Annotated in this window: 19 protein-coding genes and 1 tRNA gene; 11 read left to right on the top strand and 9 right to left on the bottom strand. The window is 39.8% G+C overall.

Features of this window, described 5'->3' with window-relative positions:
• The first annotated feature begins 3 nt into the window (after nt 1-3).
• Together PMI_RS01620 and ruvX are read left to right on the top strand one after the other, a co-directional pair.
• The gene (locus PMI_RS01620; protein ID WP_004244821.1) at nt 4-567 is read left to right on the top strand and encodes a YqgE/AlgH family protein; all 564 of its coding nucleotides are present in this window, start codon (nt 4-6) and stop codon (nt 565-567) included.
• The gene (gene ruvX, locus PMI_RS01615; protein ID WP_004247382.1) at nt 567-986 is read left to right on the top strand and encodes a Holliday junction resolvase RuvX; all 420 of its coding nucleotides are present in this window, start codon (nt 567-569) and stop codon (nt 984-986) included. The genes PMI_RS01620 and ruvX overlap by 1 nt, the downstream gene beginning before the upstream one ends.
• Here ruvX and PMI_RS01610 read toward each other — a convergent pair.
• On the bottom strand, nt 983-2,002 hold the full coding sequence (locus tag PMI_RS01610) for a type IV pilus twitching motility protein PilT (RefSeq protein WP_017628337.1): 1,020 nt from the start codon (nt 2,000-2,002) through the stop codon (nt 983-985). The genes ruvX and PMI_RS01610 overlap by 4 nt on opposite strands.
• A gap of 21 nt (nt 2,003-2,023) precedes the next feature.
• Here PMI_RS01610 and PMI_RS01605 point away from each other — a divergent pair, with 21 nt between their 5' ends.
• From PMI_RS01605 to hemW, 5 genes are read left to right on the top strand one after another with little or no spacing between them, the layout of a single operon-like run.
• Nucleotides 2,024-2,722 (top strand): YggS family pyridoxal phosphate-dependent enzyme, encoded by a 699-nt coding sequence (locus PMI_RS01605; protein ID WP_004244825.1) that lies wholly within the window; start codon nt 2,024-2,026, stop codon nt 2,720-2,722.
• Between the two features lie 18 nt (nt 2,723-2,740).
• Nucleotides 2,741-3,559 (top strand): pyrroline-5-carboxylate reductase, encoded by an 819-nt coding sequence (proC, locus tag PMI_RS01600; protein WP_012367558.1) that lies wholly within the window; start codon nt 2,741-2,743, stop codon nt 3,557-3,559.
• An 18-nt stretch (nt 3,560-3,577) separates the two neighbouring features.
• Nucleotides 3,578-4,141 (top strand): YggT family protein, encoded by a 564-nt coding sequence (locus PMI_RS01595; protein ID WP_004244828.1) that lies wholly within the window; start codon nt 3,578-3,580, stop codon nt 4,139-4,141.
• A 10-nt stretch (nt 4,142-4,151) separates the two neighbouring features.
• A complete protein-coding gene (locus PMI_RS01590) occupies nt 4,152-4,745 on the top strand; it encodes an XTP/dITP diphosphatase (protein ID WP_004244829.1) in 594 nt (197 codons plus the stop codon).
• Nucleotides 4,738-5,868: a radical SAM family heme chaperone HemW gene (gene hemW, locus PMI_RS01585; protein WP_004244830.1), complete on the top strand. Its 1,131-nt coding sequence runs from the start codon at nt 4,738-4,740 to the stop codon at nt 5,866-5,868. Before PMI_RS01590 ends, hemW begins: the two co-directional genes overlap by 8 nt.
• A gap of 102 nt (nt 5,869-5,970) precedes the next feature.
• Here the strand turns inward: hemW and PMI_RS01580 are convergent, their stop codons facing one another.
• The 5 genes from PMI_RS01580 to trmB all read right to left on the bottom strand — a co-directional run bounded on the left by PMI_RS01580 (nt 5,971) and on the right by trmB (nt 9,926).
• Nucleotides 5,971-6,921, bottom strand: coding sequence for a siderophore ABC transporter substrate-binding protein (locus PMI_RS01580; protein ID WP_012367557.1), 951 nt, complete (start codon nt 6,919-6,921; stop codon nt 5,971-5,973).
• Nucleotides 6,922-7,068: 147 nt separating this feature from the next.
• On the bottom strand, nt 7,069-7,806 hold the full coding sequence (locus PMI_RS01575; protein ID WP_012367556.1) for a YggN family protein: 738 nt from the start codon (nt 7,804-7,806) through the stop codon (nt 7,069-7,071).
• 71 nt (nt 7,807-7,877) lie between these two features.
• Nucleotides 7,878-8,804, bottom strand: coding sequence for a glutaminase B (glsB, locus tag PMI_RS01570; protein WP_012367555.1), 927 nt, complete (start codon nt 8,802-8,804; stop codon nt 7,878-7,880).
• 76 nt (nt 8,805-8,880) lie between these two features.
• The gene (locus PMI_RS01565; protein WP_004244834.1) at nt 8,881-9,207 is read right to left on the bottom strand and encodes a YggL family protein; all 327 of its coding nucleotides are present in this window, start codon (nt 9,205-9,207) and stop codon (nt 8,881-8,883) included.
• Nucleotides 9,207-9,926 carry a tRNA (guanosine(46)-N7)-methyltransferase TrmB gene (gene trmB, locus PMI_RS01560; protein ID WP_004244835.1) on the bottom strand — a complete coding sequence of 240 codons (720 nt, stop codon included), beginning with the start codon at nt 9,924-9,926 and terminating at the stop codon, nt 9,207-9,209. The genes PMI_RS01565 and trmB overlap by 1 nt, the downstream gene beginning before the upstream one ends.
• A gap of 215 nt (nt 9,927-10,141) precedes the next feature.
• Between trmB and mutY the strand changes: the two genes are divergently transcribed.
• The 4 genes from mutY to PMI_RS01540 all read left to right on the top strand — a co-directional run bounded on the left by mutY (nt 10,142) and on the right by PMI_RS01540 (nt 12,954).
• The gene (mutY, locus tag PMI_RS01555) at nt 10,142-11,182 is read left to right on the top strand and encodes an A/G-specific adenine glycosylase (RefSeq protein WP_012367554.1); all 1,041 of its coding nucleotides are present in this window, start codon (nt 10,142-10,144) and stop codon (nt 11,180-11,182) included.
• A 30-nt stretch (nt 11,183-11,212) separates the two neighbouring features.
• Nucleotides 11,213-11,485, top strand: a complete 273-nt coding sequence (locus PMI_RS01550; protein ID WP_004244837.1) for an oxidative damage protection protein — start codon at nt 11,213-11,215, stop codon at nt 11,483-11,485.
• A gap of 62 nt (nt 11,486-11,547) precedes the next feature.
• The gene (gene mltC / locus PMI_RS01545) at nt 11,548-12,618 is read left to right on the top strand and encodes a membrane-bound lytic murein transglycosylase MltC (RefSeq protein ID WP_004244838.1); all 1,071 of its coding nucleotides are present in this window, start codon (nt 11,548-11,550) and stop codon (nt 12,616-12,618) included.
• A gap of 260 nt (nt 12,619-12,878) precedes the next feature.
• Nucleotides 12,879-12,954 (top strand) — tRNA-Phe (locus PMI_RS01540).
• Nucleotides 12,955-13,288: 334 nt separating this feature from the next.
• Here PMI_RS01540 and PMI_RS18830 read toward each other — a convergent pair.
• The 3 genes from PMI_RS18830 to PMI_RS01525 all read right to left on the bottom strand — a co-directional run bounded on the left by PMI_RS18830 (nt 13,289) and on the right by PMI_RS01525 (nt 14,525).
• Nucleotides 13,289-13,537 carry an IS3 family transposase gene (locus tag PMI_RS18830; protein ID WP_004247373.1) on the bottom strand — a complete coding sequence of 83 codons (249 nt, stop codon included), beginning with the start codon at nt 13,535-13,537 and terminating at the stop codon, nt 13,289-13,291.
• 219 nt (nt 13,538-13,756) lie between these two features.
• Nucleotides 13,757-14,029: a transposase gene (locus PMI_RS01530; protein ID WP_012367553.1), complete on the bottom strand. Its 273-nt coding sequence runs from the start codon at nt 14,027-14,029 to the stop codon at nt 13,757-13,759.
• Nucleotides 14,030-14,255: 226 nt separating this feature from the next.
• On the bottom strand, nt 14,256-14,525 hold the full coding sequence (locus PMI_RS01525) for a hypothetical protein (RefSeq protein ID WP_004244841.1): 270 nt from the start codon (nt 14,523-14,525) through the stop codon (nt 14,256-14,258).
• Between the last annotated feature and the right edge of the window lies 1 nt (nt 14,526).

Raw genomic sequence — 14,526 nt, 5'->3', positions numbered from 1 at the left:
ATTATGAATTTACTCAACCATTTTCTTATTGCTATGCCATCATTAAGCGATCCGCTCTTTCAACGCTCGGTCGTCTATGTTTGCGAACATAATGAAAACGGTGCAATGGGTTTAGTTATTAATAAGCCGATTGAAGATATCTCTATTGAAAGTGTCTTAGAGCAGTTGGAGATATTCTCAGCAGATAGAGATAGTGCGATTAGCTTACAAAAACCGGTTATGTCTGGTGGCCCTGTAGCGGAAGAGCATGGTTTTATCTTACACACCCCTGTTTCTGGTTTTAGCTCAAGTATTAAAATCAGCGATAGCACCATGATCACCACGTCAAAAGATGTGTTAGAAACATTAGGTACAGCAAGACAGCCTGAAAAAACCTTAGTCTCATTAGGATATTCCAGTTGGGAAAAAGGCCAGCTCGAGAGAGAAATTTTAGAAAATAGTTGGCTTACCGTTGAAGCAACCCCACAAATCATTTTTGATACCCCAATTGCAGAGCGTTGGCATAAAGCCGCCGAACTAATTGGTATCGATATCCACACAATTTCACCAACGGCTGGTCATGCATAATGTCAAATAGAACGGTAATGGGGTTTGATTTTGGCACCAAAAGTATTGGAGCCGCAATAGGTCAAGAAGTTACAGGGACAGCAAGGCCATTAGCCTCCTTTAAAGCTAAAGATGGTATTCCAGATTGGAGTCAAATCGAAAAAATCATTAAAGAATGGCAGCCGGATTTAGTGGTGGTGGGTTTGCCTCTTAATATGGACGGTACAGAACAGCTAGTGACTACCCAAGCCAAAAAATTTGCTAATCGCTTACATGGACGCTTTGGCGTACAAATCGCCTTACATGATGAGCGCCTTAGCACAGTAGAAGCCCGTGCTCACCTTTTTGAACAAGGGGGGTATCGCTCTTTAGATAAAGGCAGTGTTGATGCAACTTCTGCCGTTATTATTTTAGAAAGCTGGTTTGAACGGCAGTATTAATTTTCTTCATTGATGTGCTCATTGAGCAAACCTTCATATTGACGTTGTTGGCGACTTAAAGTGAAGGTTTGCATGCCATATTCAAACCCAGTTTGCATTAATGTCGTCACTTGATGATATTTCCCTTCTCTGATCAGATGTGCAATCCCCTGCGTCATATACATCACTTCAAACAGGGCAACACGCCCGCCTTGTGTTGCTGGAACCAATTGCTGAGAAATAATTGCTTTTAAGCTTCCAGCTAATTGTGCCGAGATCCATTGTCGTTCATTGGATGAAAATACATTAGTGACACGCTCTAACGTTTGAACAACGCCTTGCGTATGTAATGTTGCTAGTACTAAATGCCCCGTTTCAGCCGCAATTAATGCCATTTTAATACTTTCTAGATCTCTTAATTCCCCTAGCATAATTACATCGGGATCTTGACGTAATGCGGCTTTTATTGCACTCGCTATATTTTGTACATCGCGCCCTATTTCACGTTGTTGGATAATGCTTTGCTTATTGGTGTAAATAAACTCTATTGGCGCTTCCAAAGTAAGAATATGCTGACGCTTATGCTGATTGAGATAATCAATCATCGCTGCTAATGTGGATGATTTACCACTCCCTGTTGCTCCCGTCACTAAAATAAGTCCATTAGAAACATTATCTAATAATGCAGTGATTGATTTTGGTACGCGTAGTGATGTTAATGTCGGGAGCTGTGAATTTATCACTCTTAGTACTGCGGATATCCCTAATTGTTGGCGAAATAAATTCACTCGTAAGCGCTGCCCCTCAGCAAGAGTTATCGCCGTATCAACTTGCCCCTCCTTACCAAAAAATTGCAATTGCGCTGTGGTCAGATAAGGTGTTATCCATTTGAGTAGCGTATCAGAAGTAATAGGTTTACATTGATTTTGTTGATAAAGTACGCCATTGATCCGTAATCGTGGCACATCGCCACAACAAAGGTGCAGATCGGAAGCATTATGCTTTACACTATATATAATTAATTTTTCCATATTCATCTTATTATCTCCTGAGTTGCCATGAATACTATTAAACAGAATCTCGTCAATGTCAGGTCTCACATTGACACCGCAGCGCAAAAATGCGGACGTTCTCCAGACGAAATAACTCTACTTGCAGTTAGTAAAACTAAGCCTGTGAGCGATATCGAAAAAGCAATTGCATGTGGACAAACTGAATTTGGTGAAAACTATGTGCAGGAAGGTGTAGATAAAATCAGCTATTTTGCTGAAAACAAAAATTTAGTTTGGCACTTTATTGGCCCATTGCAGTCCAATAAAACACGTCTTGTTGCTGAACATTTTGCCTGGTGCCATACCATAGATAGATTAAAAATAGCGCAAAGATTAAGTGATCAACGTCCAACTACGTTACCGCCACTCAATGTTTTGATCCAAATAAATATTAGTGATGAAAACAGTAAATCAGGGATCTCTCTTACCGAGCTTGATGGCCTTGCTGCACAAATATCCATTCTGCCAGGGATCAAACTGCGCGGACTAATGGCTATTCCTGCCCCAGAAAATGACTATAACAAGCAAGTCGAGGTACTAGAAAAAATGCATCAGGCATTTAAACAGTTACAAAACCAGTACCCCGATATTGATACATTGTCGATGGGAATGACTGGTGATATGGAAGCAGCAATTGCCTGTGGCTCAACACTGGTACGCATTGGAACGGCCATTTTTGGCGCTCGTGATTACGCCAATAAATAAAAAAGAGGTTAAATTAGTATGGAACATCGCAATATCGCTTTTATTGGTGCCGGAAATATGGCACACGCTATTATTGCAGGACTGGTTAATGGTGGTTATCCCGCAAAAAATATTACGGTAAGTTCACCTTCTGAGGTTCGACGTGAGCCTTTAGAAAAAGAGTTTGCCATACAGAGTACTTGCGACAACATCAATGCAGTTGAAAATGCCGATGTCATCGTATTAGCCGTCAAACCGCAAATGATGGCTGAAGTTTGTAAGCCATTACAACATATCGATTTTAGTCAAAAATTAGTACTAACCATTGCCGCGGGTATTCCAGCTTCTCGTTATAATGATTATTTAGCCACTTCGCTACGACTGATCCGCATCATGCCAAATACCCCAGCACTGGTTGGCAAAGGGTTAAGCGGTATGTTTGCTCAAAACACTATTACCCCTGAAGATAAACAATTTGCTGATGCGTTAATGAAAAGTGTCGGTATGACGGTTTGGGTAGAGCAAGAATCAGCTATCAATGATATTATCGCCGTTGCGGGTAGTGCGCCTGCTTATTTCTTCTTGTTTATGGAATCTATGCAACAAGAAGCCGAGCGCTTAGGTTTTTCAGCCGACGTAGCAAGAGCTATTGTACAACAAGCAGCCAGTGGCTCTACTGCATTAGCTGAAAAACAAAATAGCTTACCTTTTTCAACATTACGTGAACAAGTAACGTCAAAAGGTGGCACAACAGCTGCAGCATTGGCACAATTCTATGCAGGTAAATTACCTGAGAATGTTGCTTTAGCGATGCAAGCGGCGATTAAACGAGCGCAAGAAATGGAAAAACAGTTTTAATTTCATCAGGGCCAACTAATGAACTTTTTAAATTTCGTCATTCTGACTCTTATTCAACTCTATATTTCCGTGCTACTACTTCGTGTATGGATGCAATGTGTAAGAGCTGATTTTTATAATCCGTTTTCACAATTTGTGGTTAAAATTACCCAACCTGTTGTGCGCCCATTAAGAAGAATTATCCCCTCTATTGGCTCTATTGATACTGCTTCGGTCATCTTGGCATATGTTTTAGTGTTATTAGAAATTATCCTCCCTTCTTACTTATCCGGAGCAGGTGGTGCTATTCCATTTTCTTTAGTCCTACCCTTCGCATTTATTGAATTACTCACCGCAGCAGGTAAGATTATTTTTTGGATGATTATCATCCGTGCAATTCTCAGTTGGGTCAGTCAAGGACGTAATCCTATCGATCATCTGCTCTTCCAATTAACTGAGCCTTTAATGGCCCCAATTCGCCGTGTTATTCCGGCAATGGGAGGATTAGATTTCTCAGCCATGATTGTTATCCTGATCCTTTATGCCCTTAATTATTTACGTGTAGATGTTTTACAGTGGCTAATCACCATGACACTTTACTAAGGAAGATAATATGCAAAAAGTGGTTCTTGCTACTGGAAACCCCGGTAAAGTAACAGAGTTAGCCTCATTACTCGCTGATTTTGGTTTAGATATTGTCGCACAAACTGAGCTAGGTGTTGGCTCAGTTGAAGAAACAGGTCTTACTTTTGTAGAAAACGCACTAATTAAGGCGCGTCATGCTGCCAAAGTAACAGGCTTACCGGCTATAGCTGATGATTCAGGGATCTCGGTTGATGCATTAGGTGGTGCTCCGGGCATTTACTCTGCTCGTTATGCTGGTATTGAGGCAACCGATCAGCAAAATGTAGATAAATTACTCGAAGCAATGAAAGATGTTCCCGCAGAGAAACGTCAAGCTCAGTTTAACTGTGTGTTAGTTTATCTACGCCATGAAAACGATCCCACTCCGCTAATTTTCCATGGTATTTGGCAAGGTGTGTTAACTCAAGAAATGCAAGGTGATGGTGGATTTGGTTATGATCCTATTTTCTTTATCCCTGAGCTAAATTGCACTGCGGCACAGTTAACCAGAGAGCAAAAAAATCAATACTCTCACCGTGGTAAAGCACTAAAACTAATGTTGGATGCACTTAAGAATGCTTAAGTTACCACCATTAAGTTTGTATATTCATATTCCTTGGTGTGTACAAAAATGCCCTTATTGTGATTTTAATTCTCACACCTTAAAAGGCGAAGTTCCACATCAGGAATATGTGCAACATCTGCTCAATGATTTAGATGCTGATCTTACTCATGTTGGCTCTCGTGAAGTGCAAACTATCTTTATTGGTGGTGGCACGCCAAGCCTATTAAGTGCTGAATCAATGGCTGATTTACTGTATGGCGTAAAAGAGCGCATAGCCGTTGCTCCTGATGCTGAAATTACGATGGAAGCCAATCCTGGTACGGTTGAAGCTGAACGATTTGCCGGTTTTCAACGGGCGGGAATTAACCGTATATCCATTGGTGTACAAAGCTTTGGTAATGATAAACTGATCCGCTTAGGACGCATTCATGATGCCGATGAAGCTAAAAATGCCGCGAGACTAGCAAAAGAGTTAGGCTTACGTAGCTTTAATCTTGATTTAATGCATGGCTTACCTGACCAATCATTATCTCAAGCACTTTCAGATCTACAACAAGCAATCGCTTTATCTCCCCCACATCTTTCTTGGTATCAATTAACTATTGAACCCAATACGCAATTTGGCTCCCGTCCGCCTAAATTACCTGATGATGATATGTTATGGGATATTTTTTCTGAAGGTGACAAATTACTCACCGCAGCAGGATATCAACAATATGAAACATCGGCTTATTGTAAGCCAGGTTTTCAATGTCAACATAACCTAAACTATTGGCGTTTTGGGGATTATTTAGGTATTGGCTGTGGTGCTCATGGAAAAATAAGTTTTGCCGATGGCCGAATTATGAGAACGGTAAAAACCAAACATCCTAAAGGTTTTATGGCAGGACGTTATCTTCACCAGCAAAATTGGGTTGATAATGATGACCGTCCATTTGAATTTTTTATGAACCGCTTTCGGTTATTAGAAGCTTTTCCTCGGCAAGATTTTAGCGACTACACGGGGCTTGCACAAGAGACTATCCGTAGGCAAATTGATGAAGCACTCGCATTAGGTTATATCAGTGAAACAGAAACCCATTGGCAGATAACGCCCCACGGTAAACTGTTTCTTAATTCATTACTTGAACTCTTTCTTTAATACGAAAATTCACTTATTTCGTTAATAAACAAATGCCCATACTGTTCATTTACACTATGGGCATAATTTATTTATCGGCGCTTATAACCACTATCACTGATTTTAAAGTGCACTTTGCACCGCTTCAATTTGCTGAGTAAGACTTTCTAATCCACCACCAGAGAGATACCAAAGATCAGATTGCAAATAAACAATACCACCATTTTTATAAGCAGAAGTTGTTTTCACTTCATCATTTTCAAAGGTGTTTTTCTCTAATTTACCGGCACCAATGGCTTCACTGCGATCGATAATAAAAATAACATCCGGATTTACTTTGGCGATCATTTCAGAAGTAACCACGCGACGTTTGCCTTTCTCTTCTTCAGCAACAGGTGGTAATTCTGCTTTCTTCGCTTTAACCACATCGTAAATCACGCTTTGGTTATTGGGCATTAAATTGCCTGCATTGTGCAGTAAGACCAACACTTTTTTATCTGATCCTGCCGCTTTTTTCTGAGCCTGTTCAATCACGGTATTCAATGTTGCTAATTGTGTTTGAGTAGCTTGTTGCTTATCAAATAATTCACCTATTAATTGAATATTCGCTTCCACTGAATCAAGATAATTCGCACTATTTGTACCTAAATTAATCGTGGGGGCAATGTTTGTGAGTTTCTCATAAGAAGCGCCTTGACGACCGGTAATAATAATTAAATCAGGTTTAAGCTCAGCGAGTCTCTCAAAATCAGGGGCTTTCATTCCCCCAACATTAGCCACATCATTCGCAATACGCCCTTTAATATATTCAGGTGCATTTCCTAATGGTAAACCAACCACTTTATCCGCTAAACCTAATGCAACTAAAGAGTCATATAGACCAAAATCAAACAGTACAACCTTAGACGGATTTTTAGATACTGCAGTTTCACCTAATAGGTGCTTGATAACAACTTTATCATTTTGCTGTTCAACAATTTGATTAGGCTGGTATGTAACTGAGGTATTACTTAATGCAGAAAAACTGCTAACTGACAGAAGAGAGGCAGTAACTAACGCAAGGATCTTTTTCATGAATTTAGCCCTGTTTAAGTGGAATACTTAAGCAGGGCATTCTAAACAGCTTACTTTACATGTCAATTGAATAAGAATGATTTTCATTGTTATTTTCAACTATTGTGAATCAACAATCTATAACTCTTATTTACTGTAAGGATAAAGCTATTTGTTTAGTGAATTTATCAATTCGACACGTTGGTTTTCCATTTGGGTGATTTTATTACATGCCTGCTGCCCAAATTGATTAAATGAAGCTTCTTGTTGCTTCCACTCTTTTTCGATGATTTGCTGAAAACCATCAAGATTACCTAATAATCCACTTAAGGCTTTTTTCCTATCACCACTCGCAGCAGCTAGTAATTGTTTTTGACCTAATTCATTAATGCTATCTTGCAACATCCCCCCAAGGCTACTCTCAATTATTTCTCGCCCTTTGGTTTCGACCTGTTTAATCGCTTGAGCATGGAATGTGACATTATCAGGCTTGAGCGAAATAACAGTATCCATTTGTTGATTAAGATTTTTTTCTAAGTCACTTAAGCGCTTTAAAATACGGCTATCTTGCCCAAAGGCTTCAATAACAACTTTATCCAGTACTTTTCTTGACTCTTGTAATTTAATTCCCATCTCTTTTCTTAACCAAGGAATATCTTGCCTAACTGTCGCTTGATATTTTTTCGCAATAGCTTGTTGCTCAGGGGTTAGTGTGACGCTCTTTTCATCGCGCAGTAACGTGCCATCGGGATAAATAACAAGTAAACCATTAGAGCCGGCCACTTCAACAAATTCAGGTGTAATACGTAAATCATCTTTTGGCGTGACAGCACAGTCAAAACTGGGTGCAGCAGTGGCTGAACTTGCGACAAAAACCAATGCAACGACCAACTTTTTAAATCCCATAATCGCTCTCCTAGAAGCGTATTGAACTACTTTTTTTACCTAACATTGCGCATTCTTGGCGCTACAGCCACTTAAAATATTGAGCGCCCTACTTTGTTTGCTAATAATTCAAGGGCAGCACACCCCGCCAATGAGTTACCAGATTTATCCAACTCTGGTGACCATACTGCTACGGTAAAGGCATCAGGAACCACAGCAATAATACCGCCTCCCACCCCAGACTTACCGGGAATACCGATACGGAAAGCAAACTCTCCCGCACCATCATACATACCACAAGTTAACATTAACGCATTTATTTGTCGGGCTTGTCTTGGCGTAATAATCTGATTTTTACTTCCAACACATATTCCTTGATTCGCTAAGTAGCTAAAACAACGAACAAGCTCTACACAACTCATTTCAATCGAGCAATAGTGAAAATAGGTTTCTAATACGGTGATAACATCATTATCAAAATTATCAAACGATTTCATCAGATAGGCAATGGCAGCATTACGACTTAAATGTTCCATCTCTGATTTTGCCACAACGGTGTTATAGCAAATATCAGCTGTATTCGTCAGTGCACGAATAACTTCTAACATTCTCTGTTTTGGCGCACTTAATCGCGATTGCAACATATCCGTAATCACTATCGCTCCAGCATTGATAAAAGGATTACGTGGTAGCCCTTTTTCCATTTCTAACTGGATCAACGAATTAAAAGGTAATCCTGAAGGCTCTTTGCCTACTCGTTGCCAAATCTCGCTTTCATCATAACGTGTTAACGCAAGGGTTAAGCTAAGTACTTTTGATATAGACTGAATAGAGAAACGTTTATCGGCCATACCCGCTTGATAAAGCTCACCATCAACCGTATACACGGCCATAGCCAGTTGATTAGCAGGTACTTGAGCGAGAGCAGGAATATAATCTGCTACTTTTCCTTGCCCAATTAAAGGACGAATTTGTTGCAATATATCTGACAATAATGCGTTAGATAACGTTGTAGTCACAGCTGATTCCCTAGACAGACAAGGGCATCCTGTTGGATGCCCTTGTGATTATTTGCTAAAAATGTATAACTTTTTATTAGTCCCACCAAACGTCAAATAGTTCAGAGGTCTGTACATCTTGCATATTTTTTTCTTTTAAGTAGTTTTCTACTAATTGACGATGCTCTTCGGTACATTTGCCAATTTTTTGTAGACAGATCAGGCCTTCCCAACTCAGATAACCACTCGCATCAAATGCCAGCCCATTTGGCTCTATCACATTAAGGATAAAGTCATCAACAAAGCTGTCGACCTCCTCAATAGGGGTATTTTCTGGGAACGTCCATTTAACTGAAAAACCTAATTCCTGAAATTCATCGATACGCATTTTTTTGCGTAAACGGCGACTACGTTGTTTAGCCATTATTTTACCCTCTTAAACATAAGATCCCATACTCCATGCCCTAAACGATGACCGCGTTGTTCAAACTTAGTCACGGGGCGTGTTTCTGGTCGTGGTACATAATCCTGAGTTTCTGATAAGTTCTGATATCCATCAACACTTGTCATAACTTCAAGCATATGTTCTGCATAGGGTTCCCAATCTGTTGCCATATGGAAAACACCGTTTGGCGCTAATTTAGTTAAAATTAACTCTGCAAATGGTACTTGCACAATACGACGTTTATTATGACGCGCTTTGTGCCATGGATCAGGAAAAAACAACTGAACCATCTGTAAACTATTATCTGGGATCATGTGATTGAGTACTTCTATCGCATCATGACACATAACTCGCAGATTTGAGATATTCTCTTCTTGTGCACTGGCAAGGCAAGCACCTACACCAGGGGCATGTACCTCAATACCAAAGTAATTATTTTCTGGCGAATTTTTTGCCATAGTCACCAACGAAGCGCCCATTCCAAAACCAATTTCTAAAACAACAGGGGCGTTACGTCCAAAAACCTGACTGAAGTCGATAGGTTCCGGTTGATATTCAATGCCAAAGATAGGCCATTGCTTTTCTAATGCTTGTTCCTGACGAGGAGTTAAACGGCCTTGTCGGCGAACAAAACTACGAACGCGTCGTAAAGCACGCCCTTCTTCATTGAATTCCGGAGAAATTACATTCTTGATCATGTCTAATACTGTCAGTCGTTAGGCCAATTATTAACTTAATAACGTTATAATGTCGTTATAGTATACATTTAAGCGACATTATCCAAAGATAGCCAATTTTAGCAAGAGTCACCTATATAAGCATCACTCTATAAGATAAATATTAAGGGTGTTTACAGTTTATGCTCTCTGTGGTGCAATCTTACCCTTATACAGATCTGAGTTAAAAATAAAATATGATGGATGCACAGCAGTTCTCGCAAGTCGTACTCGACTGGTATCACAAATACGGGCGCAAAACATTACCTTGGCAACAAGAAAAAACGCCTTATCACGTTTGGTTATCTGAGGTGATGTTACAACAAACGCAAGTTGCCACGGTGATCCCTTATTTTGAGCGTTTTATTGCGCGTTTTCCGAATGTTAGCGCATTAGCGAAAGCGCCACTTGATGAGGTGCTACATTTATGGACGGGTTTAGGTTATTACGCCCGCGCCAGAAACTTACATAAGGCGGCACAACACATTGTAGATAAGCATCAAGGACAGTTTCCTGATACCTTTGAGGACGTTTGTGCTTTACCGGGTGTGGGACGCTCTACAGCAGGGGCTATTTTATCGCTATCACTAAAAAAGCCTTACCCTATTCTTGATGGCAATGTAAAACGTGTTTTAGCGCGTTGTTATGCTGTAGAAGGTTGGCCGGGTAAAAAAGAAGTTGAAAATAAATTATGGGAAATCAGTGAACAAGTCACCCCAACCAAAGGGGTTGAATATTTTAATCAAGCAATGATGGATTTAGGGGCAATGGTTTGTACGCGAACAAAACCAAAATGCGAACTTTGCCCTTTAAATACAGGTTGTATTGCTTATGCTCACCATAGTTGGGCGGATTATCCGGGGAAAAAACCTAAAAAGGCTATTCCGGAAAAAACAACTTATTTTCTTATTTTACAATATGATAATCTGGTCTGGTTAGATAAAAGACCACCAGCAGGAATATGGGGAGGACTGTTCTCCTTTCCTCAGTTTGAAACAAAAATGCTTTTAGAACAGTGGCTAGCTGAACATGGTCTTGAAAATAACAAAACTGAGCAATTAATTTCATTTAGACATACTTTTAGCCATTTTCATTTAGATATAGTACCAATTTGCGTAAAACTCTCCACGTTTACCTCTCTGATGGAGGCGCAACAAGGACTTTGGTATAACTTACAAACCCCGGCAAGCGTAGGGCTTGCGGCACCTGTAGAGAATTTACTTAGACAATTAGCCTAAGCTAATACCGGCGATATTTGAGGATTTATTATGAGTAGAACTATTTTTTGTACTTTCCTAAATAAAGAAGCGGATGGACTTGATTTTCAGTTATATCCAGGAGAGCTTGGAAAACGCATTTTCAATGAGATTTCTAAAGAAGCTTGGGGTCAATGGATGGCAAAGCAAACCATGCTTATCAATGAGAAAAAACTCAACACAATGAATCCTGACGATCGCAAATTATTAGAACAAGAGATGGTAAGATTTTTATTTGAAGGCCACGATGTTCATATTGACGGCTACACACCACCTGAAAAATAATATCCATTTTCCAGAGCCATTACGGCTCTGGAGTTTTATTCACCAGAGCGATGCAATAGACCATGAAAAAAATCCTTCTCTTGCTGATTATCGCCCCTCTACTCATCTCATGTAGTAGTAAACCCACTAAAACTTTTGAGCCTGATTACAGCAAAGACACCAATGCCTTCGATATATTAATGGGACAATTTGCCAATAATATCGAGATGATTTGGGGAATGCAGGAAGTATTAATCGCAGGCCCTAAAGACTACGTAAAATATACGGACGCTTATAGAACTCGTAGCCATATTAATTTTGAAGCGGGTACTATCACTATTGAAACCCTAGGGGGTGACGCGCCTCAATTCCAATTACATAAAGCGATTGTCACGACATTGCTTATGGGAGAAGATCCCGGCTCTATCGACCTCTACTCTGATGTAAATAATATTCCCCACAGTACAGAGCCTTTTTTATTAGGACAAGTACTTGATAATACAGGGCAGCCTATACGCTGGGAGTGGCGAGCAAATAAATTTGCAGATTATCTAATTGCCAATAAATTACAAAAACGTCAATCAGGGCTGAACACTATTTGGTATGTCACTATTAACTTAGTACCTAACCACTTAGATAAACGTGCACATAAATACTTACCTTATGTACAACAAGCCGCGGCCAAGTATGGTGTTGAACCTTCCCTGATCCTTGCCATTATGCAAATTGAATCCAGCTTCAACCCCTATGCGGTAAGTAGCTCAGATGCACTAGGCTTAATGCAAATTATGCCAGCAACAGCCGGACGAGATGTATTTCGTATGCAAGGTAAATCAGGACAGCCAAGTCGCAGTTACTTATTTGATCCGGCGAATAATATCGATGTTGGTACAGCGTATATCTCGATATTACAAAATAGCTACTTAGGTGACATTAAAGATCCCGTTTCTCGTCGCTATGCGGTGATACAGGCTTACAATGGCGGTGCGGGTAGTGTGTTACGCATCTTCCATAGTGATAAGAAAAAAGCAGCCGCGATGATTAATAACTTAGCGCCGACGGAAGTTTATACGACATTGCGCAATAAACATCCGGCCGACCAATCACGGCGTTATCTTGAAAAGGTAAGCACCGCGCAACGTAACTATCGTTAACCATTATTATGTTTAAAAATAAAGCTTACCCAATCAATTTGGGTAAGCTTTTTTGTTATCGGTACCCTGCTTTTGTTCACTTCGCTACATTTTTTCTTTATTGCTCTGCGACAACAAAAATCACTTCAGTACTCTTTTTACTCATTCTGTGAAAAAAAGAGTCTTTTATTAATCAATAAGATTAAAAAAACAGCGATTGAACAGTTTTGTGATAAATAACGTTGACGAAGACGGTGAGATCGGGTTTAATACGCCCCGTTGCCCGGATAGCTCAGTCGGTAGAGCAGGGGATTGAAAATCCCCGTGTCCTTGGTTCGATTCCGAGTCCGGGCACCATATTTCTTTTGTTCGTCAGTGAGTTAAATCACTGAGAGGGCAAACAAGAGTTGAAAAATAATATAATTTGGCACAGTCACTTTATGTTAAAACTCTTAAACTAAACAGTCTTGCTCATATCAAGGCTGTTTTTTTTATTTGTCACTTTTACTTTCTTTCCTAATCACTGTCAAATCTAGATACTCCTCTTGTTATTCTTATCACATCAATTCCGCTTCAAGTATATCTCGCAAGTTATCAACACTTTCATCAATGTATTCTAATGTCGATGTAATACTGGCATGCCCTAATTGTTCTGCACAACTAAATCTGCCGTCATTCGTTTATCGATGTGTCAACCCGCAATACGGCGTGAGTATAAGTCCATCACGATGACTAAATACACCCAGCCCTCCCCTGTTTTTAAATAGGTCACATCACCCGCCCGCACTTCGTTAGGTGCGTGAGGATTAACATTTTGATTTAACAAATTATCGACTACCGCATCACTGTGTTTGCGTTTTGTGGTGACTTTGTAAGCAACACGCTGAGTGACGACTAGGCCAAGCTGAGCCATTAGCTTTTGAACGCCATAAGCACTCACGCTAAAGCCCTCTTTGCATAACCGTTTATGTCACGTTATGTAACCTAAGCTATTTCGACTCTGTTCAAAGATAGCTTTGGTTCTGCGGTGATCAATTTTGCTGGGCGTTTAAGCCAAGCGTAGTAGGCAGAACGACTTATTTTCATTAACTTACAGAGCTTCTGCACGGGAAACTGAGAAGGTAATTGCTTAATCGTTTTAAACGTTACTTGGTTTCCTTTAGCTGGAGGGCGCTGCTTTTTTTAGGATTTCTTTCTCCATCCTAAGTTCTTTATTTTCTTTTCGAAACCTTAATAGTTCAGCTCTCTCATCGGAATTCAAGCTACTACCGGATTGCTCAGCGTCGAATTTTGCTTTCCAGTTATAAAGTAATTTATCGGTGATCCCTAAAGAAGCTGCCGCTTTTGAGACGCTATAACCTTGTTTTGAGACTAATGCGACCGCTTCTTGCTTAAACTCAAGAGTATAAACTCGGTTTGTTCGTTTTTTCATTCAACACTTCAATAGTTAAATTATATTCCATTATTAAAGTGTCTTGTTTGATTAAAGCAGATCAATTAGGCAGTCGCTAATCCTTCAACACACATTGTTGCCGTAAGAAAATATCAAGAGCTTGAGTAATCAGAAATTAATTTTGTAATTAAAACCACTAGCTACACCATAGATATGCAAAAAGAGAGTCTAAACTCTCTTTTTCTGTATCCAATAACTATTTATTTTATGAATGATTTACTGATTTTATAGATTTCAATAAAGTATTAAAAACTTCATTCTGTGATGCTCTGATCCTTTTTCCTTTTGGAGTAACAAAGGTCACTTCTTTTCCACTACGACTACAAACAGTACTAACAGTACTTCCATCTTCTCGAGTCTGAATAATGTGTGGCGTTTGGAAAAACGAAGACTCAGGCGTAACAGATTTTCCTTTTCTGGTTACCATACCCAACTCCTTAGTTTGCCATGTTGATTGCATTATAGTATCGCTCATA

The organism is Proteus mirabilis HI4320 (genome assembly GCF_000069965.1).
Classification (GTDB): domain Bacteria; phylum Pseudomonadota; class Gammaproteobacteria; order Enterobacterales; family Enterobacteriaceae; genus Proteus; species Proteus mirabilis.
This window is presented reverse-complemented; position numbering and strand designations above follow the sequence as displayed.